At 69.8% G+C, this 26,725-nt stretch carries 27 protein-coding genes and 1 tRNA gene; 20 read left to right on the top strand and 8 right to left on the bottom strand.

Annotated features, from left to right (window positions below):
- Positions 1 to 43 precede the first annotated feature (43 nt).
- From R3A49_11920 to R3A49_11950, 7 genes are all read left to right on the top strand, one after another.
- The gene (locus R3A49_11920; protein MEZ5171437.1) at positions 44 to 1,102 is read left to right on the top strand and encodes a protein kinase; all 1,059 of its coding nucleotides are present in this window, start codon (positions 44 to 46) and stop codon (positions 1,100 to 1,102) included.
- Positions 1,103 to 1,107: 5 nt separating this feature from the next.
- A complete protein-coding gene (locus R3A49_11925) occupies positions 1,108 to 1,698 on the top strand; it encodes a sigma-70 family RNA polymerase sigma factor (GenBank protein MEZ5171438.1) in 591 nt (196 codons plus the stop codon).
- Positions 1,691 to 2,584 (top strand): hypothetical protein, encoded by an 894-nt coding sequence (locus R3A49_11930; protein MEZ5171439.1) that lies wholly within the window; start codon positions 1,691 to 1,693, stop codon positions 2,582 to 2,584. The genes R3A49_11925 and R3A49_11930 overlap by 8 nt, the downstream gene beginning before the upstream one ends.
- An 11-nt stretch (positions 2,585 to 2,595) precedes the next feature.
- Positions 2,596 to 2,898 (top strand): phage holin family protein, encoded by a 303-nt coding sequence (locus tag R3A49_11935; GenBank protein MEZ5171440.1) that lies wholly within the window; start codon positions 2,596 to 2,598, stop codon positions 2,896 to 2,898.
- Between the two features lie 6 nt (positions 2,899 to 2,904).
- Entirely contained in the window at positions 2,905 to 3,840 is a 936-nt protein-coding gene (gene trxB, locus R3A49_11940) for a thioredoxin-disulfide reductase (GenBank protein MEZ5171441.1), read from the top strand.
- A gap of 91 nt (positions 3,841 to 3,931) precedes the next feature.
- Positions 3,932 to 4,270 (top strand): thioredoxin, encoded by a 339-nt coding sequence (trxA, locus tag R3A49_11945; GenBank protein ID MEZ5171442.1) that lies wholly within the window; start codon positions 3,932 to 3,934, stop codon positions 4,268 to 4,270.
- The gene (locus tag R3A49_11950) at positions 4,267 to 5,250 is read left to right on the top strand and encodes a peptidoglycan-binding protein (GenBank protein ID MEZ5171443.1); all 984 of its coding nucleotides are present in this window, start codon (positions 4,267 to 4,269) and stop codon (positions 5,248 to 5,250) included. The genes trxA and R3A49_11950 overlap by 4 nt, the downstream gene beginning before the upstream one ends.
- Positions 5,251 to 5,268: 18 nt before the next feature.
- Here the strand turns inward: R3A49_11950 and R3A49_11955 are convergent, their stop codons facing one another.
- The 8 genes from R3A49_11955 to rpmH form a co-directional block, all read right to left on the bottom strand.
- Complete coding sequence (locus R3A49_11955) at positions 5,269 to 6,138, bottom strand: ParB/RepB/Spo0J family partition protein (protein MEZ5171444.1); 870 nt, start codon at positions 6,136 to 6,138, stop codon at positions 5,269 to 5,271.
- Positions 6,113 to 6,895: an AAA family ATPase gene (locus tag R3A49_11960; GenBank protein ID MEZ5171445.1), complete on the bottom strand. Its 783-nt coding sequence runs from the start codon at positions 6,893 to 6,895 to the stop codon at positions 6,113 to 6,115. The genes R3A49_11955 and R3A49_11960 overlap by 26 nt, the downstream gene beginning before the upstream one ends.
- A 472-nt stretch (positions 6,896 to 7,367) precedes the next feature.
- Positions 7,368 to 8,000, bottom strand: a complete 633-nt coding sequence (locus R3A49_11965) for an RsmG family class I SAM-dependent methyltransferase (protein MEZ5171446.1) — start codon at positions 7,998 to 8,000, stop codon at positions 7,368 to 7,370.
- 1 nt (position 8,001) lies between these two features.
- Positions 8,002 to 9,075 carry an RNA-binding cell elongation regulator Jag/EloR gene (gene jag / locus R3A49_11970; protein MEZ5171447.1) on the bottom strand — a complete coding sequence of 358 codons (1,074 nt, stop codon included), beginning with the start codon at positions 9,073 to 9,075 and terminating at the stop codon, positions 8,002 to 8,004.
- A 4-nt stretch (positions 9,076 to 9,079) separates the two neighbouring features.
- Positions 9,080 to 10,138: a YidC/Oxa1 family membrane protein insertase gene (locus R3A49_11975; protein ID MEZ5171448.1), complete on the bottom strand. Its 1,059-nt coding sequence runs from the start codon at positions 10,136 to 10,138 to the stop codon at positions 9,080 to 9,082.
- Positions 10,135 to 10,488: a membrane protein insertion efficiency factor YidD gene (gene yidD / locus R3A49_11980; GenBank protein MEZ5171449.1), complete on the bottom strand. Its 354-nt coding sequence runs from the start codon at positions 10,486 to 10,488 to the stop codon at positions 10,135 to 10,137. Before yidD ends, R3A49_11975 begins: the two co-directional genes overlap by 4 nt.
- A 20-nt stretch (positions 10,489 to 10,508) precedes the next feature.
- Entirely contained in the window at positions 10,509 to 10,847 is a 339-nt protein-coding gene (gene rnpA, locus R3A49_11985; protein ID MEZ5171450.1) for a ribonuclease P protein component, read from the bottom strand.
- Positions 10,844 to 10,978: a 50S ribosomal protein L34 gene (gene rpmH, locus R3A49_11990; protein ID MEZ5171451.1), complete on the bottom strand. Its 135-nt coding sequence runs from the start codon at positions 10,976 to 10,978 to the stop codon at positions 10,844 to 10,846. Before rpmH ends, rnpA begins: the two co-directional genes overlap by 4 nt.
- Before the next feature lie 317 nt (positions 10,979 to 11,295).
- On the opposite strand from rpmH, the gene dnaA reads away from it, so the two are divergent.
- From dnaA to R3A49_12055, 13 genes are all read left to right on the top strand, one after another.
- Positions 11,296 to 12,708, top strand: coding sequence for a chromosomal replication initiator protein DnaA (dnaA, locus tag R3A49_11995; protein MEZ5171452.1), 1,413 nt, complete (start codon positions 11,296 to 11,298; stop codon positions 12,706 to 12,708).
- Between the two features lie 225 nt (positions 12,709 to 12,933).
- Positions 12,934 to 14,043, top strand: coding sequence for a DNA polymerase III subunit beta (dnaN, locus tag R3A49_12000; protein MEZ5171453.1), 1,110 nt, complete (start codon positions 12,934 to 12,936; stop codon positions 14,041 to 14,043).
- Positions 14,044 to 14,080: 37 nt separating this feature from the next.
- The gene (gene recF / locus R3A49_12005) at positions 14,081 to 15,175 is read left to right on the top strand and encodes a DNA replication and repair protein RecF (GenBank protein ID MEZ5171454.1); all 1,095 of its coding nucleotides are present in this window, start codon (positions 14,081 to 14,083) and stop codon (positions 15,173 to 15,175) included.
- On the top strand, positions 15,172 to 15,504 hold the full coding sequence (locus R3A49_12010; GenBank protein ID MEZ5171455.1) for a DUF721 domain-containing protein: 333 nt from the start codon (positions 15,172 to 15,174) through the stop codon (positions 15,502 to 15,504). Before recF ends, R3A49_12010 begins: the two co-directional genes overlap by 4 nt.
- A gap of 187 nt (positions 15,505 to 15,691) precedes the next feature.
- Positions 15,692 to 18,910 (top strand): DNA gyrase subunit B, encoded by a 3,219-nt coding sequence (locus R3A49_12015; protein ID MEZ5171456.1) that lies wholly within the window; start codon positions 15,692 to 15,694, stop codon positions 18,908 to 18,910.
- Positions 18,911 to 18,922: 12 nt separating this feature from the next.
- Positions 18,923 to 21,373 carry a DNA gyrase subunit A gene (gene gyrA, locus R3A49_12020; protein ID MEZ5171457.1) on the top strand — a complete coding sequence of 817 codons (2,451 nt, stop codon included), beginning with the start codon at positions 18,923 to 18,925 and terminating at the stop codon, positions 21,371 to 21,373.
- Entirely contained in the window at positions 21,363 to 22,172 is an 810-nt protein-coding gene (locus tag R3A49_12025; GenBank protein MEZ5171458.1) for a DUF3566 domain-containing protein, read from the top strand. The genes gyrA and R3A49_12025 overlap by 11 nt, the downstream gene beginning before the upstream one ends.
- Before the next feature lie 99 nt (positions 22,173 to 22,271).
- Positions 22,272 to 22,345: transfer RNA gene (locus tag R3A49_12030), tRNA-Ile, on the top strand.
- A 54-nt stretch (positions 22,346 to 22,399) separates the two neighbouring features.
- Positions 22,400 to 22,537, top strand: coding sequence for a hypothetical protein (locus R3A49_12035; protein ID MEZ5171459.1), 138 nt, complete (start codon positions 22,400 to 22,402; stop codon positions 22,535 to 22,537).
- Positions 22,534 to 23,532, top strand: a complete 999-nt coding sequence (locus tag R3A49_12040) for a hypothetical protein (GenBank protein MEZ5171460.1) — start codon at positions 22,534 to 22,536, stop codon at positions 23,530 to 23,532. Before R3A49_12035 ends, R3A49_12040 begins: the two co-directional genes overlap by 4 nt.
- An 89-nt stretch (positions 23,533 to 23,621) precedes the next feature.
- A complete protein-coding gene (locus R3A49_12045) occupies positions 23,622 to 24,530 on the top strand; it encodes a GAF domain-containing protein (protein MEZ5171461.1) in 909 nt (302 codons plus the stop codon).
- A 53-nt stretch (positions 24,531 to 24,583) separates the two neighbouring features.
- On the top strand, positions 24,584 to 25,261 hold the full coding sequence (locus R3A49_12050; GenBank protein MEZ5171462.1) for a response regulator transcription factor: 678 nt from the start codon (positions 24,584 to 24,586) through the stop codon (positions 25,259 to 25,261).
- Complete coding sequence (locus tag R3A49_12055; GenBank protein MEZ5171463.1) at positions 25,258 to 26,631, top strand: HAMP domain-containing sensor histidine kinase; 1,374 nt, start codon at positions 25,258 to 25,260, stop codon at positions 26,629 to 26,631. Before R3A49_12050 ends, R3A49_12055 begins: the two co-directional genes overlap by 4 nt.
- The last annotated feature ends 94 nt before the right edge of the window (positions 26,632 to 26,725 follow it).

Consider the following 26,725-nt stretch of genomic DNA (forward strand, 5'->3'; position numbering starts at 1 on the left):
CCGTCCCGGCGTTGCCCCGCGGGGACCACTACCGTCAGGACCCGTGGCTGAGAAGGTCTCCGTCGGCACGGTCCTGAACAACCGCTACCGGCTCACGCGGGAACTGGCCGGGGGTGGCATGGGTACCGTCTTCACCGCCGAGGACACACTGCTGTCGCGACCCGTGGCGGTGAAGGTCCTGCATGCCGACCTCGCACGTGACCCCGGGATCCGGGAGCGGTTCCACCACGAGGCGCTGGCCGCCGCGCGCCTCTCGCACCCCGGGATCGTCGCCACCTACGACACGGGAGACGACGACGGTGTGGCCTATATCGTGATGGAGCTGGCCGACGGCCAGACCCTGCGCGGGGCGATCGACGCCCGCGGAATGATGCCGCCGGGGGTGGCCGCCGACGTCGCCGCCCAGGTCGCCGACGCCCTCGAGGACGCCCACCGACACGGCGTGATCCACCGGGACGTGAAGCCCGGCAACATCCTCGTGCGCGCCGACGGCAGGGTGCAGGTGGTCGACTTCGGGATCGCCAAGGCCACCGGGTCCGCCGACCTCACCCGAACCGGCATGGTGATCGGTACGGCCCGCTACCTCGCTCCCGAGCAGGCACAGGGCCACGGCACCGACGCGCGCACCGACGTGTATGCCCTCGGGCTCGTCCTCTACGAGATGCTCACGGGCCAGGTCCCGTTCACCCGCGACACCGACATGGCCACAGCTGCCGCGCGCCTCACGAACTACCCACGCCCGGTGCAGGAGCTCCGCCCCGAGGTGCCGGCTCCCCTCGCTGCGGTGGTCCTCCGTGCGCTGGCCCGGGAGCCGTCGGCGCGCTACCAGAGCGCCGGCCAGTTCGCGGCGGCGCTGCGCGACGCCGCGGCAGGGCGCTCCCCCGAGTCGGCACCCCGACGGCGCGCCCCCACACCGGCGCCGCGCCCCGCCCCCCGGCCCACTCCCCACCGGCCGCCGCGCAAGCGACGCACCAACCCACTGGCGTGGTTGCTCGTCGTCATCGCCGTCGCCGGTGCGGCCGTGGCGATCGCATGGGCGGTCCAGGAATCGTCGACGAGCGACTCCCCGACGACGACCACGGTCGGGCTCGAAGCTCCCTGAGTCAGATGGGCCGACCGGATGAGGTCTCGAGCGCCGACACCGACGCGGTGCTGGCGACAGCCGCATCCGGTGGCGATCGCCGCGCGCTGGAGCTGCTGCTGGAGCGACACGCCGACCGTATCCACCGGCTGTGCGCCCGCATCGTGCGCGATCCCAGCGACACCCTCGACGCCGCTCAGGAGACGATGATCGCCGTTGCCCGCGGCATCGACCGCTTCGACGGCCGCAGTGCGTTCACGACCTGGCTCTACCGCGTGGCCACGAACGCCGCCATCGAGGAGACGCGTCGTCGCGGGCGTCGGCCCGTGCCGACCGAGGAGCCCCTCGACGTCCCGGCCCCGTCCCCCGGCCCGGAGTCGGCGGCCACCAGCAGGATCGACGTCGAACACGCCCTCGAGCGGGTGCCCGACGACTTCCGGGCGGCTCTGGTGCTTCGCGACATGGAGGAGCTCGACTACTCCGAGATCGCCGCTGTCCTGGATGTCCCGATCGGGACTGTCCGCTCCCGGATCGCACGGGGGCGACGTGCCCTGGCGACGCTTCTCGGGAACTATTCCAGGGATGGCGACGTCCAACAGGGGACGCACCATGACTGACACCGCGGCCATCCAGGCCCTCCTCGACGGCGACTACACCGCACCCGGCGTCGACGCGCTCCTCGACGAGGCGATCTCCGCCGAGCTCGACGGCGCCCTCGACGACGTCGCCGACGAGTGGGGCGCCGGGCCCTTCGCCCTCCGTGCCGCCGTGAGGGGCGCTCCCGACCACGACGAGCGCCGCGAGTCGCTCGTGTCGGCGCGCTCGGCGCTGGCCGGGGCTGCTCCTGTTCCGCTCGACGACGTCACGCGTCGCCGGCTCGTGTCGGGTGCGCTGCGCGAGACGGACTCCACCCCCGCTGCCGCGACGGCGGGCCACAGGCGCCCCGCAGCCCGCGTGGCCACGCTGAGCGCTGCGGCGGTGGCCATCTTCCTTCTCGGAATCGCCGGTGCTCTGGTGCTGTCCCAGCAGTCAGGCGACTCCGGCGACGACACTGTCGCCGGGAATGCCGACGACATGGCAGCCGAAAGCGCGCCGACCGAGACCTCGGATGCACTCACCGATCTCGGTGATCTCGGTGACGTGGCCGCGGTCGTGAGCGACAACGTCGGCGCGGCGCTCGTGCCCCTCGATGCCGAGGAAGGCGCCGTCTCCGACGGGACATCGGCCTTCGCACAGCAGGCACCCGAGCCCGAAAGCGACATCACGTCCTCCGACGCCGACTCCGAGGCCCGCTCGGCCACCGCGACCCCCGAGGAGTGCGCCGACCGGGTCGAGCGCACTCTCCCCCCGGACGGGGAGGCCGTCCTGCGCGCCACCGGCACGCTCGAGGGCGCCCCCCAGGTGGTGGTGGCCACCCGCTCCGGCCCGATCGTGACGGTGGCGACCGCCCCTCTCGACCGCTGCGACCTCCCCACGCTGCAGGCCTTCACAGTCGCCGACTAGCCTCCACGTCGATGAGCGACTGGACGGCCGACGCAGCCGACACCGTCGAGCAGGTCGTGGCGACGGTGCGCGACCGCACCGTGGTGCCGGCGCGCGCAGCCGCCAAGGCCGTGGTCTACGGCCTCCTCGTGGGCTTCTTCGTGTCGGTCGCCCTGATCCTGCTCGCCGTCGGTGCCTTTCGCTTCCTCGACATCTGGATCCCCGCCGGTGTGTGGGCCTCGTACCTCATCATCGGCGGAATCCTCGTGATCGGAGGTGTGTTGGCCTGGACGAAGCGTGGAACACCCCCCGCGCGGTCCTCCGAGGAGTCCTGAGCCCACATGCCCACACACAGCAAGGTCATCATCATCGGGTCCGGGCCCGCCGGTCTCACCGCGGCGGTCTACGCGTCGCGGGCCAACCTCGAGCCGCTGATGTTCGAGGGCATCGAGGCGGGTGGGCAGCTCATGCTCACCACCGACGTCGAGAACTACCCGGGGTTCCCCGACGGCATCATGGGCCCCGACCTCATGAAGAACTTCCGCGAGCAGGCGCTTCGTTTCGGGACCCGCATCGTGGGAGCCGACGTCGAGTCGGTCGACTTCTGCCAACGCCCGTTCCGGGTCACCGTCGACGGCGAGGACCACACGTCGGACGCCGTGATCATCAGTACGGGAGCCACTGCCCGCATGCTGGGCCTCGACTCCGAAAAGGAGCTGCTCGGCCACGGCGTGTCGACGTGCGCGACGTGCGACGGCTTCTTCTTCCGCGACAAGCCGATCGCTGTGGTGGGCGGCGGCGACAGTGCCATCGAGGAGGCGCTCTTCCTCACGAAGTTCGCGTCCCGCGTGACGGTCATCCACCGGCGCGACGAGTTGCGGGCGTCGAAGATTCTCGCCGAGCGTGCCTTCGCCAATGACAAGATCGACTTCATCTGGGACGCCACGGTCACCGCCGTCAACGGTGACGGTCGCGTCGAGAGCCTCGAGCTCACCGGCACGGTGACCGGGGAGACGTCGACGCTCGAGGTCGACGGTCTGTTCGTCGCGATCGGCCACGATCCGACCACCGGCCTCTTCGTCGGCCAACTCGACCTCGACGTCTTCGGCTACATCGTCACCGCGCCCGACAGCACGGCCACGTCCGTCGACGGCGTCTTCGCCGCCGGTGACGTCCAGGACCACGTGTTCCGCCAGGCGGTCACCGCCGCCGGCAGTGGTTGCATGGCCGCGATCGAGGCCGAACGGTGGCTCGAGGCACAGGGCGACCTCGGCTGAGCCGGAGTCCGGCGCCGGTCGGGAAATCCCGCGGCCGGTGCGCGAACCTTCCCCCCAGACCCACCCACCACCCCTTGCGAGAGGAAACCCTGTGTCTGACGGCATCGTGACCCTGACCGACGGCAGCTTCGACGAGATCGTCGGCTCCAGTGACACGCCGGTCCTCGTCGACTTCTGGGCCGAGTGGTGCGGGCCGTGCAAGCAGGTGGCGCCCGTCCTCGACGAGATCGCAGCCGACCAGGCCGGCAAGCTCCGCGTCGCGAAGCTCAACATCGACGACAACCCCGAGACCGCCCGCCGGTTCAACGTGATGAGCATCCCGACACTTCTCCTGTTCGAGGCCGGGCGGTCCGACACACCGGCGAAGCAGATCGTGGGCGCCAAGCCCAAGGGGGCCCTGCTCGAAGACCTCGCGGGTCACATCACTTGACCGATCCCATCTCGCCGGGCGACACGGGCGAGGCTGTTCGCGACCTCCAGGTGCGCCTCACGGGTGCCGGGTTCGACGTCGGTGAGGAACGCGGGGTGTTCGGAGCATCCACCGAAGAGGCGCTGCGCGCCTTCCAGGCGCAGCGGGGACTTCGCGTCGACGGGGTCTGTGGCCGGCAGTCGTGGTCGGCGCTCGTGGAGAGCGGCTACTCACTCGGCGACCGACTTCTCTACCAGCGGCTCCCGATGCTGCGCGGTGACGACGTCGGCGAGCTCCAGCGCCAGCTCAACGCCCTGGGCTTCGACGCCGGACGCGAGGACGCCATCTTCGGCGACGACACCGCGCGGGCACTCGTCGACTTCCAGCACAACGCCGCGCTGACGCCCGACGCAATCTGCGGGCCCACCACCCTCGACGAGCTCCGGCGGGTGGGATCGCTGGCCGCCGGCTCCGTGGCGGCCCTCAAGGAGCGTGAGGCGCTGCGCCGATCCCGCAACCTGCCCGGGACGCGTGTCTACGTGGTGTACGAGCCGGGGCTCGTCGCATTCGGTGAGTCGGTGGCGCGCGACCTCGCCCGGCTGGGTGCCGACACGGTGGTGGAAGGCTCGGCGGTCGACGAGTCGGAGGCGGCCGCGGCGGCGAACCGTTTCGAGGCGGGCGTGTGCGTGTCGCTGCGCTCGGGCGATCGTGCCGGGTTCCGGTGCTCCTACTTCGAGTCGGGCCGGTACCGCTCCGAGCCCGGCGTGCACCTGGCGGTACGGATTCTGGAAGAACTTGCCAGTTGTGGTTGGGGGAAAGGTGACGCCACCGGCCGGACCTACGCATTGCTGCGCGAGACTCGCATGCCCGCCGTGGTACTCGAGCTCGTGGAGTCGGGCGACGTGGACGCCATGGGTCGCCTCGTCGGCCACGCCGGCGTGCTGAGCCGCGCCGTGGCGCGGGGGATCCAGCGGGGCGTGGAGGAGCCCATCGAGGAGTAGACCGGGGCGACCGGCGCACTACTCGTCGTCGGTCATCCTGCGGTAGATCCGCTCCAGGTCCGCCAGATCGGAGAACTCGATCGCCACCTTCCCGCGCTTGGCGGTCATTGTCACGGTGACGCGGGTGTCGAGGTGGTCACCCAGCAGCTCCTCGAGCTCCAGGAGCCCGGGCGGGCGGAGCCGCTTGGTGGCAGGTGACGCCGCCGGCGCCGCGCCGGCGCTGTCCCCGTTACGGGCACGCACCGACTCCTCGAGGTCGCGTACCGACAGGTCGTCCGCAGCGGCGCGTCGTGCGAGCTGTTCCTGGAAAGCACGGTCGGGCGTCCCGAGCAGCGCCCGGGCGTGGCCGGCACCGATCCGGCGCTCCTGCACGAGCTTCTGGATGGAGGGCGGCAACTGGAGGAGTCGCAGGGTGTTCGTGACCGTGGCCCGCTTGCGCCCGACCCTCTTGGCGAGCTCCTCGTGGGTGAGGCCGAAGTCCTCGATGAGCGTCTGGTAGGCGGCGGCCTCCTCCATGGGGTTGAGGTCGGTCCGCTGGACGTTCTCGACGAGCGCCTGCTCGAGAGCGGCGGCGTCGTCGGACTCGCGCACCACGGCGGGGATCGTCTGGAGCCCCACACGCTTGGCGGCGCGGCAGCGACGCTCGCCCGCGATGAGCTCGAAGCCGTCGTCGGGGCGCGGCCGCACGAGCACCGGCTGGAGGACGCCCACCTCGCGGATCGACTCGGCCAGCTCGGAGAGGCGCTCCTCGTCGAAGTGCCGCCGGGGCTGGAACTTGTTGGTCTGGATCGCCGAGAGTGGGATCTCCTGGAGCCCGCCCGTCGCCGGCCCGCCCTCGGCCGGGATGAGGGCCCCCAGGCCCTTACCCAGCCCGCCCTGTCGTGCCATCGCTCACTTCCTTGGCCAGGTCCCGGTAGGTGGTCGCCCCCCGGGACGTCGGATCGAACACGATGATCGGCTGCCCGAACGACGGCGCCTCGCCGAGGCGCACGGTCCGGGGAATCACGGTCTCGTAGACCTTGGGTCCGAAGTGGGAGCGGACCTCCGACTCGACCTGCTCGGCCAGGCGGGTCCTGCCGTCGTACATGGTCAAGACGATGCCCCGGACGTCGAGGGTCGGGTTGAGGCTCCCCCGTACCAGGGTCACGTTGCGCAGGAGCTGTCCCAGACCCTCCAGGGCGTAGTACTCGCACTGGATGGGGACGATCACGTCGTCGGCGGCGGCGAGCCCGTTGATCGTCAGCAGCCCCAGCGACGGCGGGCAGTCGATGAGGGTGAAGTCGTACTCGTCCTTGACCGTCTCGAGGGCCCGGCGCAGCTTGAGCTCCCGGGAGAAGGCGGGGACCAGCTCGATCTCGGCTCCCGAGAGGTCGATCGTGGCCGGGACCAGATACAGGTCCTTCAGGCTCGTGGCCTCGATACAGTCCTCGACCGGGGCGTCCGACATGATGACGTCGTAGACCGAGCTCTGGAGGTCCCGGGCGTTGATACCCAGGCCGGTGGTGGCGTTCCCCTGCGGGTCGAGGTCCACCACGAGCACCCGGTAGCCCAGTTCGGCCAGGGCCGCGCCCAGGTTGACGGTGGTGGTGGTCTTGCCGACGCCGCCCTTCTGGTTGGCGATGGCCACGACCCGGGGGAGCTCCATCGGACCGAGGTCTCCGGCGACGCCGGCCTCCCCCAGGCCTTCGGATCCGGGGAAAGCCGCCTCCGCGCCGCTGTCGGGCCGCCCGGCGTCGGCACCCGTCGTGGCGGTCTGTCCCGGTGGTGGCGTCTCGGCTCCGGGCTCGCTCACGGGCGCGTCGTCGCTGACTGCGGGATCACGGTCCGCTCCGTCGGCCCCGGTGCCGTCCTCGGTGGCCGAGGCGGTGGGCTCGAACTCATCGGCCGGGCCGCCCTCCGTGGCCTGGTCGTCGCCGTCGTCGACGGGTGGGGCATCGACGCTGTGCCGGCGCAGCGACGCGAAGATCTTGCGCCCGCGCTTCTTGACCTCCTGGCCATCCTTTGCCATTCGCTCTCCCTCGCTGGCCCCCGCCGAGGCCTCGGCGGATGTTCCACGTGGAACCTGAAGTCCGGGTCGACACTCAGACGTTCCACGTGGAACGTCCGGTCGACGCATGCTAACCCCAGAGGGGTCGTCGCGCGGGGATGCCCCGGGCACGGGGAACCTCGTCGGGCAGCACCCCCACTCGGCCCAGGACTCGGAGGTGGGCGTCCCTCTGGTCGAGGGTCCCGAGATCCCTGAGACCCACTCGCTCGAGACCGGCCACCGGCCACCGGGCGGGATCAGGATCGGGTGGCTCACTCACCACGAGGAGGCCCTCGGCTCCCAGGAACGGCGAGCCGCACTCCGCGGTGACAGAGGGCGGGCCGAACGACCGGGCGGTCACCATCGCGAAGCGCTCCCGGAACTCGGGCCGGTGGGCGAGTTCCTCGGCCCTGCCCTCGGCCACGGTCACCCGCCCCGAGATACCGAGGCGGCTCACGGCGAGGCGCAGCCCTGCGCAGCGACGGGAGGAGGCCTCGAGCAGAACGGTCGAGGTGTCGGCCCACAGCGTCGCCAGGACGACCCCGGGGGGCCCACCGCCGCTGCCCAGATCCAGGAGTGACGGGGGCGGGCGCTCGACGCTTCGGGCGAAGGCGAGCGCATGATCGATGTGCCCCTCGGCGGGCCCGGGGCCGAGCGCACCTCGCGAACGGGCCGCGTCGAGCTCGGCGACGAGGAGGCGGCGGGCCGCCTCGTCGAGCGTCACGTCAGGCGGGGTGGATGACCACCCGGCGGCGCGGCTCCTCGCCCTCCGAGGAGGTGGTCACGCTGTCGTCGCCGGCCGCCACCCCATGGACGGTCTTACGGTCGGCGGCGTTCATGGGCTCCAACTCGTGGGACCGACCCGACTCCTTGACCGTGTCGATGAGCTCGTGGGTGAACTTCTCGAGGGCCTCACGGCGACGGGCCTTGTAGCCGCCCACGTCCACGCGCACGCGTGCGGCATGGCCACCCGTGCGGCGCTGGAGCACCGTGCGGGTCAGCTCCTCGATCGCCGAGATCGTGGCCCCGCCGGGCCCGACCAGCAGGCCAAGCTCCCCTCCCTCGACGCTGACGTAGACGACCCGGTCATCGTCGTCGGTGTCGACGTCGATGTCGGCATCCACCTCGAAGGCGTCGACCAGCCCCTCGACGAAGTCCTCGGCGATCTCCGCCTGCTCGTCGATCGGAACCGTCTCCTCGTCGCGCTCGTCGCCGTCGCTCACCGCTTCTCCTCCTCGTCGACCCCGACCGGCCTTCCCGTCGGGGTTGTTGCCGCCTCGACCCTTCCCGGTGCGGGCGTCGTCCTTGCGGGAGCCGCCCGTGGCCGGGCTGTCCGCACGGGCCCCCCGACCGCCGCCACCGGAGCGGCCGCGTCGCCGCCTGCCGGCACCGGTCGGGGCCCCGTCGCCCGGAGACTCCGCTCCGGCGTCGGGGCCGCGCGTGCGGCCCTGGCCGCTGCCGCGCTCGGCTTTCGGGCGGCTGGTCCCGCCGTTTCCTCCGCCACCCCGGCGCCCGCCCTTCGCGGCGTCGCCCTGTTTCGAGGAACGGTTCTCGCCGCCACGCCGGCCGCGGCCGCCCGAGCGGCCGCCCCGGTCGCGCCGGGTCTGGGGCTTGTCCCGCGACACCGGTTTGACCCGGGCACGCACGCGTGCCTCGTTGCGACCCAGGAGGCCTCCCAGGCGCGCCTTTTGCACCTCGACGACCTCCCACTCGGCCTCGTCGCGATGCACACCCAACTCGTCGAGCGCCCGGTCGAGCGCCTCGTGCTCGGTCGACGCCGTGATCTCGATCCATTCCATCGGTCTACGTCCGTTTCTTCCTGGGGGGCCGGGAGTCCGGTGAGCCGTCGGAGGGGGCCTGCTTGCCGGTGACCGGCCCGCGTCGCTTCCCGTCGCCCCCGGTGGTCGAACGTGACGACCCCGATCCCGACCTCTTCGTCGATCCCGACCGCTTCTTCGATCCTGTCCTGTTCGATCCGGCCCTCTTCGTTCCCGTGCCCGCCGCTGCCGCCGAGGCGCCGGATCCCTTCGACCCGCCGGCGTCGGAGGCCGACAGGGCCGGGGCCGGCTTCTTCGAGGGGGTGGTGCGGCCCGAGTCCTTGCGCTCCCGTGCAGACGGGACGAGGGGCGCCTGGCCCTCACGGCGGAAGATGATCTCCTGCTGGCCGATCTGCCAGACGTTGCTCACGAAGAAGTAGAGGACAACACCCGCAGGCATCGACAGGGAGATGAACATGAAGATGATCGGCATGAGCTTGCCGATCATCTGGGTCTGGGGGTTCGCCTGCGCCTGGTAGCGCATCGACTGCTTCGACTGGAGGTACCCGCTCAGGCCGACGAGCGCCACGAGGGCCAGGTAGGGGAGCGCCGCCAGGAACGAGCCGTGGGGGTCCTGGGCCGACAGCGACAGGTCGACACCGAGGAAGTCGAGGCCGACGGGGTTGCAGCTGTCGGGCGACACGCCGCCGCAGAACGCCTGGTAGAGCGACGAGCCGGCGGGGATGTACTCGAACGGGTTGCGCAGGATCCGGAACAGGGCGATGAAGATCGGGAGCTGGGCGAGTAGCGGCAGGCACCCGGCCAGCGGGTTGATCTTGTTCTCCTTGTAGAACGCCATCGTCTCTTCGTTGAGACGCTGCCGGTCGTTCTTGTACTTGGCCTGGAGCTTCTTGATCTCGGGCTGGATGCGCTGCATCGCGAGCATCGAGCGGGCCTGCTTGGCCGTGAGCGGGAACAGCACGAGGCGCAACAGGACGGTGAGCCCGATGATCGCCAGGCCGTAGCTCGGGACGATCGCATAGAAGAACGCGAGGATCGCCCCGAGGCCATTGAGGATTCCGTTCCAGATGTCACCGAGGATCATGCGTCAACAGCCTTCGTCGTCAGGGGGGCCGCGCCGGGCCGGCGCCGTCGCGGGCGTCGCCGGGGGTTGCGGGCCTCGTAGTCGGGGTCCGTTCCCGGCACGGGGTCGTAGCCCGTCCCTCCGAGGGGGTGGCAACGCGAGATCCGCTTCGTCGCCATCCATCCGCCCCTGAGGGCGCCGTGGGTCCGGACGGCCTCCTCGGCGTAGGCCGAGCAGGTGGGGAGATACCGGCAGTGGGGCTGTGTACCGGAACTCACCGTCCGGTAGAGCTTGACGAACCGGAGAACGGCGGCGGCGAGCGGCGAGCGGCGGCGGTCGCGATCAGGGTCGCCCGGATCGGGGCACGACACGCCAGGGCCTCGAACGTCGTTCATCGCTTCGACCCCTGTTCGGAGGCGACGCCTCGTAGGATCTCGCTCAGCGAGCGATCGAGCTGGCGGAATGTCAGATCCTGGGCACCCTGCCCGGCGCTGACGAGGTAGGCGTGGCCGACGTCGAGATCGCCCTCGTGCTCCCTCATCAGGGCACGCAACCGCCGTCGGACCCGGTTGCGCACCGGCGCCGAGCCGATGTCCCGCCTCACGGCGTACGCCACGGCCGGACCGCGTTGAGTAGCAGCGACGGCACTCACGGTGATGGGGCCGCGTCTGTGCCGTCGGGCCCGGGCGAGCGCCTGGAAGGTCGCACGGTCGCGGACGGATTCGATCAGGCCGAGAGACGGCGTCGGCCGCGGCGTCGGCGTGCCCGGAGGACGGCACGCCCACCACGGGTGCGGGAGCGCGTTCGGAATCCGTGGCGACGCTTGCGCCGCCGGTTGTTGGGTTGGTACGTGCGCTTCAACGAGGGCCTTCGATCTGTGGTGGCCGGCGGACCGTCGTGACGGCAGGCCCGCCGGGAGCTCTGGTGGTGGCGTCGCGGATGGTGACGCACACCCGGTGTGAGCGCCAGAGTCTACGGGCACCGGGCGGTTTCCCGCAACGCAGCGCGGGTGCGTCACCCGTTGACTCCGGCCCTTGTCGGCCGGGGGTGGCGGTGTTAGGTTCCGCTGGTCGCGCCCCGACGACCTCGACACGTCCCACCGACACCCCGACCCACCTGCCCTGAACGGAGGCGGAACCCCGCCTCCGTCTTTCTTCTCCACACCTGTGGACGGCCCTGTGGACAACCAACACAACGGCGACGCAACCGCCGACACCCTCTGGCGGGAGGCGGCCTCGGCCCTCGAGGGCACGGTTCCCGCCGCAGCCTGGAACACGTGGTTCCAGGGAGTCGAGGCCGTCGACTTCGAGGACGGCACCCTGGTGCTCGGCGTCCCGAGCTCGGTGGTGCGTGACAGGGTCAACTCCGGCTACATGGAGGAGCTGCGCGAGGCGGTCCGCTCGTGCGGCCACGATCTCGACGTCGAGCTCGTCGTGCGTACCGCGCCCGGCGACGGCGCCGCGGCGCTTCGCCCCGAGGACGTCTCGCCCGAGCCGAGCGACGTCGCGTCGGCAACGACCGGCGTCACCGACGACACGACGCCCACCTGGCCGGCCGGGTCACTGAACCCCCGCTACCGCTTCGACCACTTCGTGATCGGCACGTCGAACCGCTTCGCGCACGCGGCGGCCCTGTCGGTGGCCGAGGCTCCCGCACGGTCTTACAACCCCCTCTTCATCTACGGTGGCGCCGGCCTGGGCAAGACGCACCTCCTCCACGCCATCGGCCACCACGTCCACGAGGTGTTCCCCGACAAGCGTGTCCGCTACGTCTCGACGGAGACGTTCATGAACGAGTTCGTCGACGCCATCCGGACCAACACCACCCCGGGTTTCAAGCGTCGCTACCGCGACGTCGACGTCCTGTTGATCGACGACATCCAGTTCCTCGAGCGATCCCAGCAGCTCCAAGAGGAGTTCTTCCACACCTTCAACTCGCTGCACGGTGGCGACAGCCAGATCGTGATCTGCTCGGACCGCTCGCCCAAGTCGATTGCCACGCTCGAGGACCGACTCCGGTCCCGGTTCGAGTGGGGCCTCACCACCGACATCCAACCCCCCGAGTTCGAGACCCGTCTCGCCATTCTCCGCACCAAGGCCGAGTCCGAGCACTTCGGCGAGATCCCCGCACCCGTTCTGGAGTTCATCGCCAACCAGGTCACCAACAACGTCCGGGAGCTGGAGGGGGCCCTCATCCGGGTCACGGCCTACTCCAGCCTCAACCAGGCACCCCTCACCGAGACGGTCGCCCGTGAGGTTCTCTCCGACCTCGTGCCGACGTCACAGCCACGGGTCATCACACCGCAGCTGATCCTCGAGGAGACCGCCGAGATGTTCGGCTGGCCCATCGAGGAGCTCATCGGCAAGAGCAGGCGGCGACCGCTCGTGACGGCGCGCCAGATCGGGATGTACGTGTTCCGCGAGCTCACCGACTACAGCTACCCCAAGATCGCCGAGGAGTTCGGCGGGCGCGACCACACCACGGTCATGCACGCGGTCGAGAAGATCCGTGGTCAGATGGCGGAGCGTCGCACGATCTTCAACCAGGTCAACGAGCTGATCCGCCGTATCCGGCTCGGTACCGGTGAGTAACCTCCCGGTGGATAACCCTGTGGACACCTGGGGACATCAGGTGCTGTCCGTGGGAAAGTCTTGTGGTTCCACGCTTCCGGGTTCACGCACTGTGGACACCTGTGGACTCCATGTGAGGACTGATCTCGCCCCTGACCTGCACGGATGCACGGTCATCCACAATCCACAGGTGCTACTACTACCTCTACATATTTCTTGTTCTTTGAAACCCGAGGGAGGGGGAACGTGAAGTTCCGCTGTGAACGTGACGCACTGGCCGACGCCATCACCACCGCTCAACGCGCGGTGGCGTCCCGAACGGGAGTCCTGCCCGTGCTCTCCGGGCTGCGGATCACCGCGTCCGACAGTTCGGTGGAACTGGTCGGCTCCGACCTCGAGCTCACCGTGCGGGTCACCGCGCCCGCCGACGTGGCCGACGGTGGCATGGCGGTGATCCCCGCCAAACTCCTCGCGGAGGTCGTGCGCTCGCTCGACCCGGGGTCGGTGGCCGTCGAGATCGCCGACGACGAGGCCCGGATCTCGGCCGGGCCCTCGAAGTTCGCTCTCCGGGTGCTTCCCACCGAGGACTTCCCGCGACTCCCCGACGTCACCGGCAACGCCGTCACGACCGACGCCGCGGTCCTCGCGACAGCGCTCCAGCAGGTGATCTCGGCGGCGTCACGCGACGACGCCCGGCCGATCCTCACCGGTGTCCTGCTCACCGCCACCGGCGACGGTCTTCGGCTCGTCGCCACCGACTCTTACCGCCTCGCGGTGCGTGACCTCCCCGGCGTCACGATGCTCGAGGAGGGTCAGAGCGTCCTCGTGCCGGCGAAGGGCCTCGGTGAGGTCCAGCGATTGCTCGGCGACGGCGAGCTCGAGGTCGTCTTTTCCGAGCGGGAAGCGGTCTTTCGCGTCGACGGCGCGCAGGTCACGACGCGCCTCATCGAAGGCGAGTTCCCCAACTACGAGCAGCTCATCCCGAGCGACTACCCCAACAGGCTCACCGTCGACCGTGAGATCCTGTCGGAGGCGTGCAAACGCGTCCGACTGGTCGGACAGGGCCGCGACAACTCACCGGTGCGGATGCGCATGACCCCCGAGGGAACGGAGCTGTCAGCTGTCGCCCAGGAGGTCGGCGAGGCGCGCGAGACCATCGACGCCAAGTTCGAGGGCACCGACGCCGAGCTCACGGTCGCCTTCAACCCCGAGTTCCTCCTCGACGGCATCCAGGCGGCCGGTGACGTGAGCGAGGTCGTGATCGAGTGCCTCGACCCCCTGAAGCCGGCGACGCTGCGGCCGAGTGACGGAGGCGACGACTTCCTCTACCTGCTCATGCCGGTGCGGATCTCCTGAGAGCACCGGCGGTCGCACCACGCCGGGGGAGTACGCCGTGCGCGTGAGTTCCCTCTATCTCAGCGACTTTCGGTGTTACCACGAGGTGGACGTCGAGTTTCCTTCCGGGTGCACCGTCGTCACGGGAGCCAACGGGCAGGGCAAGACCAGCCTCCTGGAGGGCATCACGTGGGCCGCCACCGGGCGCTCGCTCCGGGGCGTTCCCGACGCGGTCCTCGTCGCACACGGTGCCGATGCGGCGATCGTCCGTGTCGGGGTGAACGCCGATGAGCGCCGCCGCCGCATCGAGGCGGAGATCCCCTCGTCGGGACGCAGCCGGGTCCTCGTCGACGGGAACCGCATCACGCGCGTTGCCGACCGCGTCGGTGTCCTGCGCACGACCGTGTTCTCCCCCGACGACCTGATGGTCGTGAAGGGCGGCCCGTCGTTGCGACGTGATCTCCTCGACGGGATCCTCACGGAGCTCACGCCGCGTTTCGCTGCGACACGTCGGGATCTCGAGCGGGTGCTCAGGCAGCGCAACGCCCTGCTCAAGTCGCGGGCGCGCGACTCGGAGGCGATCCACACTCTCGACGTGTTCGACCGGCAACTCACCGAGGTGGGGGGAGCCGTCGTGGCTGCGCGTCTGGATCTCGTACGACGCCTCGAGCCCCACCTGGTCGAGGCCTACCGGGCACTCGCCGAGGCCGACACACCCGTGCGGGCCACCTACGCCAGTGAGTGGCTCTCCGAGCCGGCGGATCCCGCAGGCTCCCTCGCCGACGCGTTGGCAGCGGCGCGTGGGCGCGAACGTGACCGCGGCGTCACGCTCGTCGGTCCCCAGCGCGACGACCTCGACTGCAGCATCGGCGGTCTCGCCTCGCGCACCCACGCCTCCCAGGGCGAGCAGCGGACGTTGGCGCTGGCGTTGCGCCTCGGTGGCCACCGCCTCGTGGCCGCCGACACCGACGACGACCCGGTGCTGCTGCTCGACGACGTGTTCAGCGAGCTCGACGACCGGCGCGCCGCGGCACTCGTCGAGCACCTCCCGGCCGGACAGACCATCGTGACAACGGCGGGTCGCCTGCCCGAGGGCATCGCCGTCGACCGGCACGTCGTGGCGGGGGAGGGGCACCTGGAGGACGTTGCGTGACCGCCCGAGGCCCGCGACGGAACCGTCCCGACGACGACCCGCGGCCCGTCGTGGACGGCCTCGCCGCCGTGAGTCGCGAGCTGGGGCTGTCGGACCCGCAGGTGCTGGCCACGGTGGTGGGCGACTGGCCCCGGATCGTGGGGGAGCACATCGCAGCGCACGCGCGCCCGCTCGGCCTGCGTGACGGGTGCCTCACCATCGGGGTCGACCAGCCGGGATGGGTCACGGAGCTGCGCTACCGCCACGACGACCTCCGCGACGCCGTGCGCGAGGCCACCGCCTCGAATGCCGTCGAGAGGCTGCGCTTCGTCGTGAAACCCGGGTCCTGAAACCCCCGGTTCGGGGGTGCCGTCTGGTAGTGTGGGGGTAGTGAAATTGACGGCCCTGACCTGCGGTTTCGCGTGTTCCGCGAGGCCGGGGCAGGACTCCGTCGGGTCCTCGGAGCGGGGCACCGACGGCCGCCCCCTCCCCCACCACGTCCGCTTCTCGTCCGACCAGTAGCAAGGAACCGCGCGCGTGGCCTACGCCGCCAAGGACATCACCGTTCTCAAGGGTCTCGAACCCGTCCGCGAGCGCCCCGGCATGTACATCGGGTCCACCGGGCCGTCGGGTCTTCACCATCTCGTCTACGAGGTGGTCGACAACTCCGTCGACGAGGCCATGGCCGGCCACGCCACCCGGATCGACGTCACGATCCTGGCCGACGGGGGCTGTCGTGTCGTCGACAACGGACGCGGGATCCCTGTCGACAAGCACCCCGACCACCGCACCAAGTCGGCGGCGGAGGTCGTGCTCACCACCCTGCACGCGGGAGGAAAGTTCGGCGGCGACGGCTACAAGATCTCGGGTGGGCTACACGGCGTCGGCGTGTCGGTCGTCAACGCCCTGTCGGAGAAGCTCGACCTGCGTGTGCAGCGCGACGGATTCAACTGGGAGATGAGCTTCGCCAAGGGAGGTCGACCCCAGGGCAAGCTCGCGAAGGGAAGCGCCTCCAAGAAGACGGGCACGACCATCACGTTCTGGCCCGACCCCGACGTGTTCGACGACACCGAGTTCCGGGCGCAGACCCTCGTCGAGCGACTCCGCGAGATGGCCTTCCTCAACAAGGGCCTCGAGATCCGCTTCACCGACGAGCGCACCGACCCGGCCACCAAGCAGGAGTTCCGCTACTCGGGCGGGATCATCGACTTCGTGAAGCACCTCAACTCCTCGAAGGACCCCCTCTTCAAGCGTGTCGTGTCGGTCACCGAGTCCACCGACGACGCCGAGGTCGACGTCGCGATCCAGTGGAACACCGGCTACCACGAGGGCCTGCACTCCTTCGCCAACAACATCGCCACCACCGAGGGCGGGATGCACGAGGAGGGCTTCAAGAAGGCGCTCACCAACGTCGTCAACAAGTACGGGCGGGCCCGCAACCTCCTCAAGGAGAAGGACGCCAAGCTCATCGGGGAGGACATCCGTGAGGGGATGACCGCCATCGTGTCGGTCAAGCTGCGCGAGCCCCAGTTCGAGGGGCAGACCAAGACGAAGCTCGGCAACACCGAGATGCGCTCGCTCGTCGAGAAGACCATGAACGAGAAGTTCAGCGAGTGGCTCGAGGAGAACCCGGCGGAGGGCCGCAAGATCATCGCCAAGGGCTCCCAGGCGGCCAACGCCCGGCGGGCCGCGCGGGAAGCACGCGACCTCACGCGACGCAAGTCACTGCTCGACTCGGCGGCGATGCCCGGCAAGCTCGCCGACTGCGTCACACGCGACCCCGAACGCGCCGAGATCTTCATCGTCGAGGGCGACAGCGCCGGCGGCCCCGCCAAGCAGGCCCGCGACCGTGACACCCAGGCAATCCTGCCGATCCGCGGCAAGATCCTCAACGTCGAACGCGCGCGGATCGACCGGATGCTCAAGAACGAGGAGATCCAGGCGCTGATCACCGCTGTGGGCGCCGGCGTCGGCGACGACTTCGACATCGACAAGGCCCGCTACCACAAGGTGATTCTGCTGTCGGTCGCGGGGGACGAACCTGTCCTGGTGACCGACGCCGAAGGGGCTCTCGAGCTCGTTCCGGTCGGCGCCGCCGTTGACCGTTGGCTCGACGAAGGGTTGGACATCCCCGACTCGTCGACGGTCAGTGTCGATCGCCTCGACCGGGCCACGCGGATCTCGCCACTGAAGAAGGTCATCCGCCACCGGCACACGGGGGATCTCCACCGGATCACGACGGCGTACGGGCGAGGTCTGACGGTCACACCCGGCCACTCGGTCTACGTGTGGGACGGCGGGCGGATAACCACCCGACCTGCCGACGACATCGTCGCGGGCGACCTCGTCGTCGCTCCCCGACGCCTGCCCCGCCCGTCACACGTCCGAACCGAGATCGACCTGCTCGAGCAGTTCGTGGTGAACGGCCTCACGAACGGCCTTCGAATCGACGGGGAGGCTGTTCGACGACCCACGCGGGCGGACGACCTGGGCCTCGACGACTTGTTCCTCCTCGATCGGCACGTCGAGCTCGTACCGCAAGCGCACTCGGATCGCGGTTTCCCCCGCATGCTCCCGGTCACGCCCGCGCTCTGCTACTTCCTCGGCTGGTTCGCCGCCGAGGGCAGTCTGTCGAGTGGTTCGCAGGTTTCGTTGTCGTTGGGTGAGGACGACGAGCCTTACCTGCCGTCGATCATCGCCGCAGTCGAGCAGTCCTTCGGCGAAACGCCTCGTGTTCACCAGGACCGGCGGTTCGCTAAATCGCGCAAGCTCTATGTCGGGTCGACGATCGCCGCGCGACTCCTGGTCGCGCTGGGTCTCGGTGGCAGGGCGCACGAGAAGCGCGTTCCCGATCTGTTGCTCAACGTCGACGACGAGTGCCGGCTCGCGTACCTGGAGGGCTATCACCTCGGCGACGGGACGAAGGGAAAGCTCCGTGACCGGCTCGTCTGGTCGACGGTGTCTGCCGACCTGGCCAACGGACTTCTCTATCTCCTCGGCCAGCTCGGAGTCGTCGCGTCGCACTCCGTCGTTGGCGCAGAGGGAAACCCACTCTCTGATCGGCCGTCACACCAGATCACCATCGCCGGCAAGGATCAACTGCTCACCTTGATGCCGGTCTGGCGCCGCGCGCCGAACGCTCCAGCGCTCCACACTCACGCGACATCCACGGACCATCGCAAGAGGCCGTTGTGGATCGAGCTCTCCGACGATCTCATGGCGTTGCCGGTCCGGTCGAACATCGTCGGTCCGTACGACGGTGATGTCTACGACCTCTCGGTGGCCGACGACGAGAACTTCGTCGCCGGTTTCGGCGGTGGCCTTGTCGCGAAGAACACGGACGCGGACGTCGACGGCGCCCACATCCGCACGCTGCTGCTCACGTTCCTCTACCGCCAGATGCACCCGATGCTCGAGCGTGGCTACGTGTACGTGGCGCAACCGCCGCTCTACTCGGTGGTGCTCGGCAAGGACAAGACCTATCTCCAGGACGACGACGCCCTCGAGGCCTTCCGCGCCGAGCACGAGGGCCGCAAGCTCGAGATCAGCCGCTTCAAGGGCCTCGGCGAGATGGACTACGAGGAGTTGTGGGAGACCACCATGGACCCGGCCACGCGATCGCTGCTGCGCGTGAGCATCGAGGAGGTCGACGCACTCGCTGACGACATGTTCTCCCGCCTCATGGGTGACGACGTCGACTCACGGCGCGACTTCATCCAGCAGAACGCCGCCGACGTGCGGTTCCTCGACGTCTAGGACCGAGCGCCGATGCCCGACGAACAGCAGACGCTCGGCTCGAGCCCCGAGCCCATCGAGATCAACGAGGAGGTCGAGCGCTCCTTCCTCGACTACGCGATGTCGGTCATCGTGTCGCGCGCTCTGCCCGACGCCCGCGACGGCATGAAGCCCGTGCACCGCCGGATCCTCTACGGCATGTACGACCGCGGTCTACGGCCCGACCGGCAGCACTCCAAGTCGGCGCAGGTCGTCGGTCACGTGATGGGGAACTTCCACCCCCACGGCGACAGCGCCATCTACGACGCGTTGGCACGGATGGCCCAGGACTTCTCTCTGCGACACCCCCTCGTCGACGGACACGGCAACTTCGGCTCCCCCGACCCCAACGACCGACCCGGCGCGATGCGCTACACAGAGTGTCGGCTCGAACGAATAGCGATGTCGATGCTGGAGGGGATCGACGAGGAGACCGTCGACTTCACCGACACCTACGACGGCAAGACCCAGGAACCGACGGTCCTCCCGTCGCGGTTCCCGAACCTCCTCGTCAACGGCGGGGGCGGCATCGCCGTCGGGATGGCCACCAACATCCCGCCGCACAACCTCGCGGAGGTCGTCGACGCCACCCACCACCTCATCGACAACCCCGACGCCACACCCGACGACCTCATGGAGTTCGTCAAGGGTCCCGACTTCCCGACCGGTGCCTACATCCTCGGACAGGAAGGCCTGCGCGACGCCTACCGCACCGGGCGCGGCTCGGTGAAGATGCGGGCCGTCGCCGAGATCGAGGAGGGCCGCAAGGGTGAGCAGCGCATCGTCGTCACCGAGGTTCCCTACCAGACCTCCGTCGAGGTGATCGGCGCCAAGACCGCCGAGCTCGTCCAGGACCGCAAGATCGAAGGTATCCGCGACGTACGCAACGAGACGTCGCGAGGTGAATACCGCCTGGTCATCGAGCTCAAACGCGACGCGAACGCCCAGGTCGTGCTCAACCAGCTCTACAAGCAGACGCCGATGCAGACGAGCTTCGGTGTGATCATGCTGGCGCTCGTCGACGGGGCCCCACGCGTCCTCAACCTCGCCGAGGTGCTCGGTCACTACGTCGAGCACCAGCGCGACGTCGTGAGGCGCCGCAGCGAGTTCCGCCTCGCTCGCGCAAAGGAACGCTCACACATCGTCGAGGGGCTCCTCAAGGCCCTCGACATGCTCGACGAGGTCATCGCGCTCATCCGCGGCAGCGAAGACGTCGACACGGCCCGCGCCGGGCTCATCGCCAAGCCGTTCGAGTTCAGCGAGATCCAGGCGAACCACATCCTCGACATGCCGCTGCGTCGCCTCACCGGGCTCGAGCACCAGAAGCTCAAGGACGAGTTCGAGGAGCTGGCGGCGACGATCAAGGAGCTCCAGGCGATCCTGAAGAGCGACAAGTTGCTCCGCCAGATCATCAAGGACGAGCTGGCCGACGTGCGTGAGGAGTACGGCGACGAGCGCCGCACGCGTGTCACGTTCGACGATGGCGATCTCGACGTCCTCGACCTCATCGAGGACGAGGAGGTCGTGGCCGTCCTGTCGGCCAAGGGTTACATCAAGACGGTCTCGGCCGACGCGTTCCGCAAGCAGGGCCGTGGCGGCCGCGGAGTGGCCGGCGCCAAGCTCAAGGACGAGGACTACGTCTCGCACCTACTCACGACCACGGCGCACTCCTACCTCCTGTTCTTCTCGAACCGCGGGAAGGTCTACCGGCTGCGGGCCCACCAGATCCCGCGCAAGGAGCGCACGGCGCGCGGCACCGCGCTCGTGAACCTCCTGCCCCTCGAGCCCGAGGAGCACATCCAGGCGGTGATCGACACCCGCACCTACGAGGACGGCGCCTACCTCTTCTTCGCTACGAAGAACGGCCAGGTGAAGAAGACCAAGATGAGCGAGTACGACTCCTCGCTGCGCGCCGGGCTCATCGCCATCAAGTTGAAGGACGACGACGAGCTGGTGCGGGTCGTGCAGACCGACGGGGAGCGCGACATCTTTCTCGTCGCACGCGGAGGCAAGACGATCCGTTTCGCCGAGAGCGAAGTACGCTCCATGGGCCGGTCGGCGGCCGGTGTACGCGGCATGAAGCTCAAGGACGACGACGAGGTCGTCTCGTGCGCCGTCGCGAGCGAGGACGTCGCGATGCTGTTCGTCACGGCCAGCGGCCACGGCAAGCGCACCAGGCTCGACCAGTTCAACCGCAAGGGGCGTGGTGGCCAGGGCATGATCGGCATGAAGGCCGACAACCGGGGCGGGGTGGTCGCCGCCTTCACCGTCCACCTCGACGACGAGATCCTCGTGTTCTCCTCGGCGGGGAACATCGTGAGGATGGGCGCCAAGGAGATCTCCTCCCAGGGCAGGTCCGCCACCGGCGTTCGCGTCACCAAGCTCGGTCCGGACGACGTGGTGGTGGCGGTGGCACCGGTACTGGAGGAATCCGATGAGTCCTGACCGGCCACGCCGCCCGGCACAGCCCGAGAGGGAGGCCGCCCCCGCCCCGCCCCCGTCGGCGCAGCCGCAGGATCAACGCCGTTCGCCACAGCAGCGCCAGGAGCCCGGGCCGACAGCGCCCAGCACACGGCGGGCGCAGCAGCCACAGCAGCGGACGTCAGGCACCGCGCAGCAACCACAGCGCCAGAGTGGCGATCAGCCCGCTCAGACGCCCGGCTCCTCCCGCCGGGCCCAGACGTCGGGCGCCCAACCTGCTCAGAGGGCCCGGGGGCGCACGGCCGAGCAGGCTCAACGTTCCACGTCGGGCACCCGGGCGGCGGCCACCGGCGGCATCGCCCAGGCCACAGGCGGGCAGCCCTCCGCCACGAAACGGCGGGCCCAGCCGCAGAAGCGCAAGCAGAAGCCCACGCGGCAGAGGGCGGCGCCCGCCCGCGTGCAGGGCGACCGCCGCTACCGCCAGCGCATCACCCACATCGACATGTGGTCGGCGGCGAAGGTCACGACGTGCTTCTACCTGAGCGCCCTGATCGTGATGCTCGTCGCGGGCGTCGTCCTGTGGTCGATCGCCTCGGCGGCCGGTGCCATCGGGAACATCGAGGAGTTCATGCAGGACGCCGGCTTCGAGGACTTCCGGTTCCTGTCGGGACAGATCATCCGCGGCGGCGTTCTCGTCGGCCTCGCTCTCGTCGCCATCGCCGAGATCCTCACGCTCGTCGCCGTCGGTCTCTACAACCTCTTCGCCGAGTTGATCGGCGGGCTCGAGGTCACCGTGCGCGAGGAGAGCCGGGACCGGCGTTGAGCCGTCGGGACCATCGCTTCGACCCGGCGGTCCACGGGCCCCGGCGAGCGCCGACGGCGGGCCCGGGCACGTGCGACTGGTACGATTTCCCGCTTCTGCGGGGCTATAGCTCAGACGGTTAGAGCGCACCCCTGATAAGGGTGAGGTCGGAGGTTCGATTCCTCCTAGCCCCACCGGACCGACCGGGGCGGCCGTCCCGTCGGGACCACCGTAGACTCCCGGGTGCCATGAAAGCTTTCCGTCGAGGCCTGATCGTCGTCGTCGTCGCCGTCTTGGCGGCCGGTTTCGTCCGCCTGCGCGGGCGTGGCGGTGTACCACCGACCAGTGGAGGGTGGCGGGAGCTCGAGGCTCCCGACTTCCGGTGAGCCGGGTTCTCCTCGTCGGCGCCGGCGCCGCCGGCACGCGTGCCGCCCGACAACTCGTCGAGACCCGCCATGTGTCGGAGGTCCTCGTCGTCGACGCGGATCACGACCGCTCCCGCTCGTTGGCGTCGGCGATCGACGGGTGCGTCGCCCTCGACGCCGACCCGGAGGCGGCGCTGGCCGACGACGTCGACGCTGTCGCCCTGGCCTCGGGTGACACCCGCGAGCTCTCCTTCGTCGAGGCCGCCATCGCCACGGGGACTCCTGCGGCGACCGTCACCGACGACGCCGACGCGCTCCTGCAGCTCCTCCAGCTCGACGGTACGGCCGCCGCCGCCGGTGTCACGGTCGCCATCGGGTGTGGGCTGGCCCCCGGCCTCGCCGACGTGATGGTGCGTCACGCGGCAGACGAGTTCGATGCCGTCGACGAGATCCGTATCGCCCGGTCGGGTGTCGCGGGCCCGACGTGCACGAAGGCGGCGCACAGGGCGCGGCGCGGAACACCCCGGGAATGGAAGGACCAGGACTGGGCCGAACTCTCGCGGGGCGCCCGTGACGAAGCGGTCTGGTTCCCCGAGCCGGTCGGCGTGGCGGAGTGCCGCGGCGTCGACGGGGGAGCAGTGCTCCTCGCCCGGGCGTTCCCCGAGGCATCGAGGGTCTCCTACCGGATCGCCGAGCCTCCCGCACGGCTGACGTCACGTCTCGAACGCCGCCGCGCCGCCGCGGAGGCCGAGTGGGGCTCCGCCCGCGTCGAGGTGTGGGGACGCCGCGGTCAGGCCCTGCGCACCACGGTCTACGGCGTCATCGAGCGGACCGCTGTCGCAGCAGGTGTCGTTCTCGCGCTGACGGCGGCGCGCCTCGCCGGTGACGGCGCGTCGATCCGCCGCCCCGGCGTTCACGGCCTGGCCGAACTCGTCACCCCGACCGCGTTCCTGACCGACCTCGCCGACCGGGGAGTACGGATCGCCGTCTTCGAGGGGACCGCTGCCGCCTCCTGAGCGGACAATTCGCCCTCGGGGGTGCCGGCGTCCGGTGGCGCTCAAGTTCTCCGCGTGCTCCTGTCGATAGCGCGAGCGGGAGGGAGCACATGGGCACGGAGATCCAGGAGCTGCGGACGCGTATCCGCGAGGAGGGTCGCGTCGCCGGCCTTCACGGCGACGGTGACTACACCGATGCGGCACTGCGGCGACGCAGGGCCCAGATCGTCCTCGTGGCGGCGGCGCTCGTGGTGGGTCTGACGACGCTGCTCGTGGTCGACGTCTCCGATGTCGGCAACGACGTCCTCAGTGACGTGACGGTGCTGCGGATCCTGTTGATCCTGCTGTCGGCGGTGATGTGCGCCTACGTGCTCGACAAGGAACGGCACCTCAAGCGAGTCGAGCAACTCCGTGCCGAGGAGCACGCCATGAACGTGGCGCTCGCCGAGAGCCTCCTGCACAGCACTGTGCTCACCGAGACGGAACGGGAGCTCACGTCGGTTCTCGACCTGGGTGAGGTCGTGGACCTGGCGCTCGAGCGGATGCTCGACGCCGTCGACGCCCACGACGGCGTCCTCATGCTCCGGTCGCCCGACCGCGAACTGCGCTCGGCCTCGGTCCGGTCGCACCTGATCGCCTGGCCGACGCGTGTGAAGCTCGGGGAGCCCGTCGTGGCCCGTGACATCGACTCCGGAGAAGTCGTCGTAGCGTCGGTACCGACAGCGTCGACCCCGTCGGAGGATGTCGACGGCACAGGATGGCGTGTGGGCTTCGAGGAGTCGGCGATGGTCGGCGAGGCGGTCTTCGTCCAGCTCGTCCACCGGGGGAACTTCCTCGGCTGTGTGGCTGTGGCGCCGACCGACGGCGAGCCCTTTGCGCCGCAGGACCGGGAACTGCTCGCCGACGTGGCGACATCGGCCGCCACGGCCATCCACAACGCGCAGCGCCACGAGGCAGCGCTTCTCCAGCTCGACCGGACGCGTAGCGAGCTGACGGAGCTCATGGACCTGGCGCGCTGAGCCGAAGCCTCCATTCTCACCGTTCGTTCAGCCTGCACTGGCAGAATGCGGCCGTGAAGGTGCTCGTCGTGGAGGACGATCCGGCCGCCCGCGAGTCACTTGAGCGCGCCCTGGCGCTCGAGGACTACGAGGTGATGTCGTCCGACGGCGGGTTCCGTGCTCTCGACGAGCACGGCGCGGTGCCGGCCGACCTGATACTCCTGGATCTCCACCTTCCCGATCTCGACGGACTCGAGGTGTGCCGGCGACTCCGCGCCGCCGGCGACTCCACACCTGTGCTGATGGTGACGGCGCGCGACGCCGTGAACGAGCGAGTCGAGGGCCTCGACGCCGGTGCCGACGATTACCTCGTCAAGCCGTACGCACTCGACGAACTGCTGGCACGAGTGCGTGCGTTGCTGCGCCGGGCCGACGACGACGCTGCTGATGACGCCGTCCTCCGGTTCGAGCACGTGCGCATGGACCCCCTGTCGATGGAGGTGCACTCGGGTGACCGGCTCCTGGAACTGACGAAGACCGAGTACGCGCTGCTCGAGCTGTTCCTGCGCCACCCGCGCCAGGTCCTGACCCGAACGACGATCTTCGAGGCCGTGTGGGGCTACGACTTCGGGCCGCGATCCAACTCCCTCGAGGTCTACGTCGGGTACCTCCGGCGCAAGACCGAGGCCGGTGGCGAGCCACGCGTGATCCAGACGGTGCGCGGCGTCGGATACGTCCTACGGGAGCGATGACCCTCCGTACGCGCCTCACGCTCGCGGCGGCGGTGGCTGTGGCCGTGTCGGTGATGGTCGTGGCGGCGGTCGCCTACGGCACGACGCGCAACGTCCTGGTGGACGAGGTCGACGACTCACTGCGGGCCCGAACCGACGATGTCAACGACGCCGTCGAGCGACTCGAGCAGCGGGCCCCCCGGCGTCCCGGATTCCTCCCGCCGGGCGAGTTCGTTGTCCCGCTGCCGCGGTTCGGAGGGGCGGGCGGCTTCACACAGGTCGTCACATCCGACGGCGAGGTGTTCCCGGCGAGTGACCAGGTGGGCGAGTTGCCCGTCGACGAGCGTGCTGTCGACGTCGCGGCCAGTGGGACGGGCGCATACTTCTCGACGACGTCGGTCGACGGCGACAAGCTCCGCGTGTACACGACGCCCCTGACCGAGGGTGCTGCCCTTCAGGTCGCCCGCCCGCTCGACGAGGTCGACAGCGTCCTCGGGGACCTGGGGTGGGTCCTCGTCCTGGTTTCCGTCGGAGGTGTCGTCGTGGCGGCAGGGATCGGCTTCGCGGTGGCGAAGACGGGGCTGCGCCCCGTCGACCGCCTCACCGCCGTGGCGGCGGAGATCACCGAGACGCGCGACCTCAGTCGCCGCATCGAGGTCGACACCAACGACGAGCTGGGGAGGCTGGCATCCAGCTTCAACGCCATGTTGAGCGCACTCGGCGACTCGGTCGGCGCTCAGCGGCGCCTCGTGGCGGACGCGTCGCACGAGTTGCGGACACCTCTCACGAGCCTGCGTACGAACGTCGCCGTCCTCAGCCACGAGAGTGAGCTCGACGAGCACGACGCACAGCGCCTGCGCAGTGACATCGACACCCAGATAGCAGAGCTCTCCGATCTGGTGGGCAACGTCATCGAGTTGGCGCGCGGGGCCGAGCCGACGCAGCGCTCCGAGCCGATCAGGCTCGACGAGCTCGTGGAGGAGGCGGTCGACCAGGCAGCTTTCCACTGGCCGGATGTGGACTACCACTTCGTCGGTGAGCCCGCCACGGTCGTCGGTGACACCGGCACCGTGACACGGGCGGTCACGAACCTCCTCGACAACGCCGGCAAGTGGAGCCCCGACGGGGGTGCCGTGGACGTCGTGGTCCGTCATGCCGACGGCACAGCGGAGGTAGCGGTGAGCGACCACGGCCCCGGTGTGCCGGCTCCCGACCGTGAGCACGTGTTCGAGAGGTTCTGGCGCTCGCCGGAGGCCCGCGACAAGCCCGGGTCGGGCCTGGGCCTGGCGATCGTGGCCCAGGCGGCAGCGTCGCACGGCGGATCGGTGGCGGTGGAGGACGCACCCGGTGGTGGGGCCCGCTTCCTCCTCCGATTCCCCGCGAGTTCTTAGAGGGATCTCACGGCGCTCTCAGGTTCGTCGTCGATGCTGGGGTGACGTCGGACGGGAGGTACCCGTCCACGGTTGCCGTAGACGTTCACAACGA

The organism is Acidimicrobiia bacterium (assembly GCA_041394025.1).
Classification (GTDB): domain Bacteria; phylum Actinomycetota; class Acidimicrobiia; order IMCC26256; family JAOSJL01; genus JAOSJL01.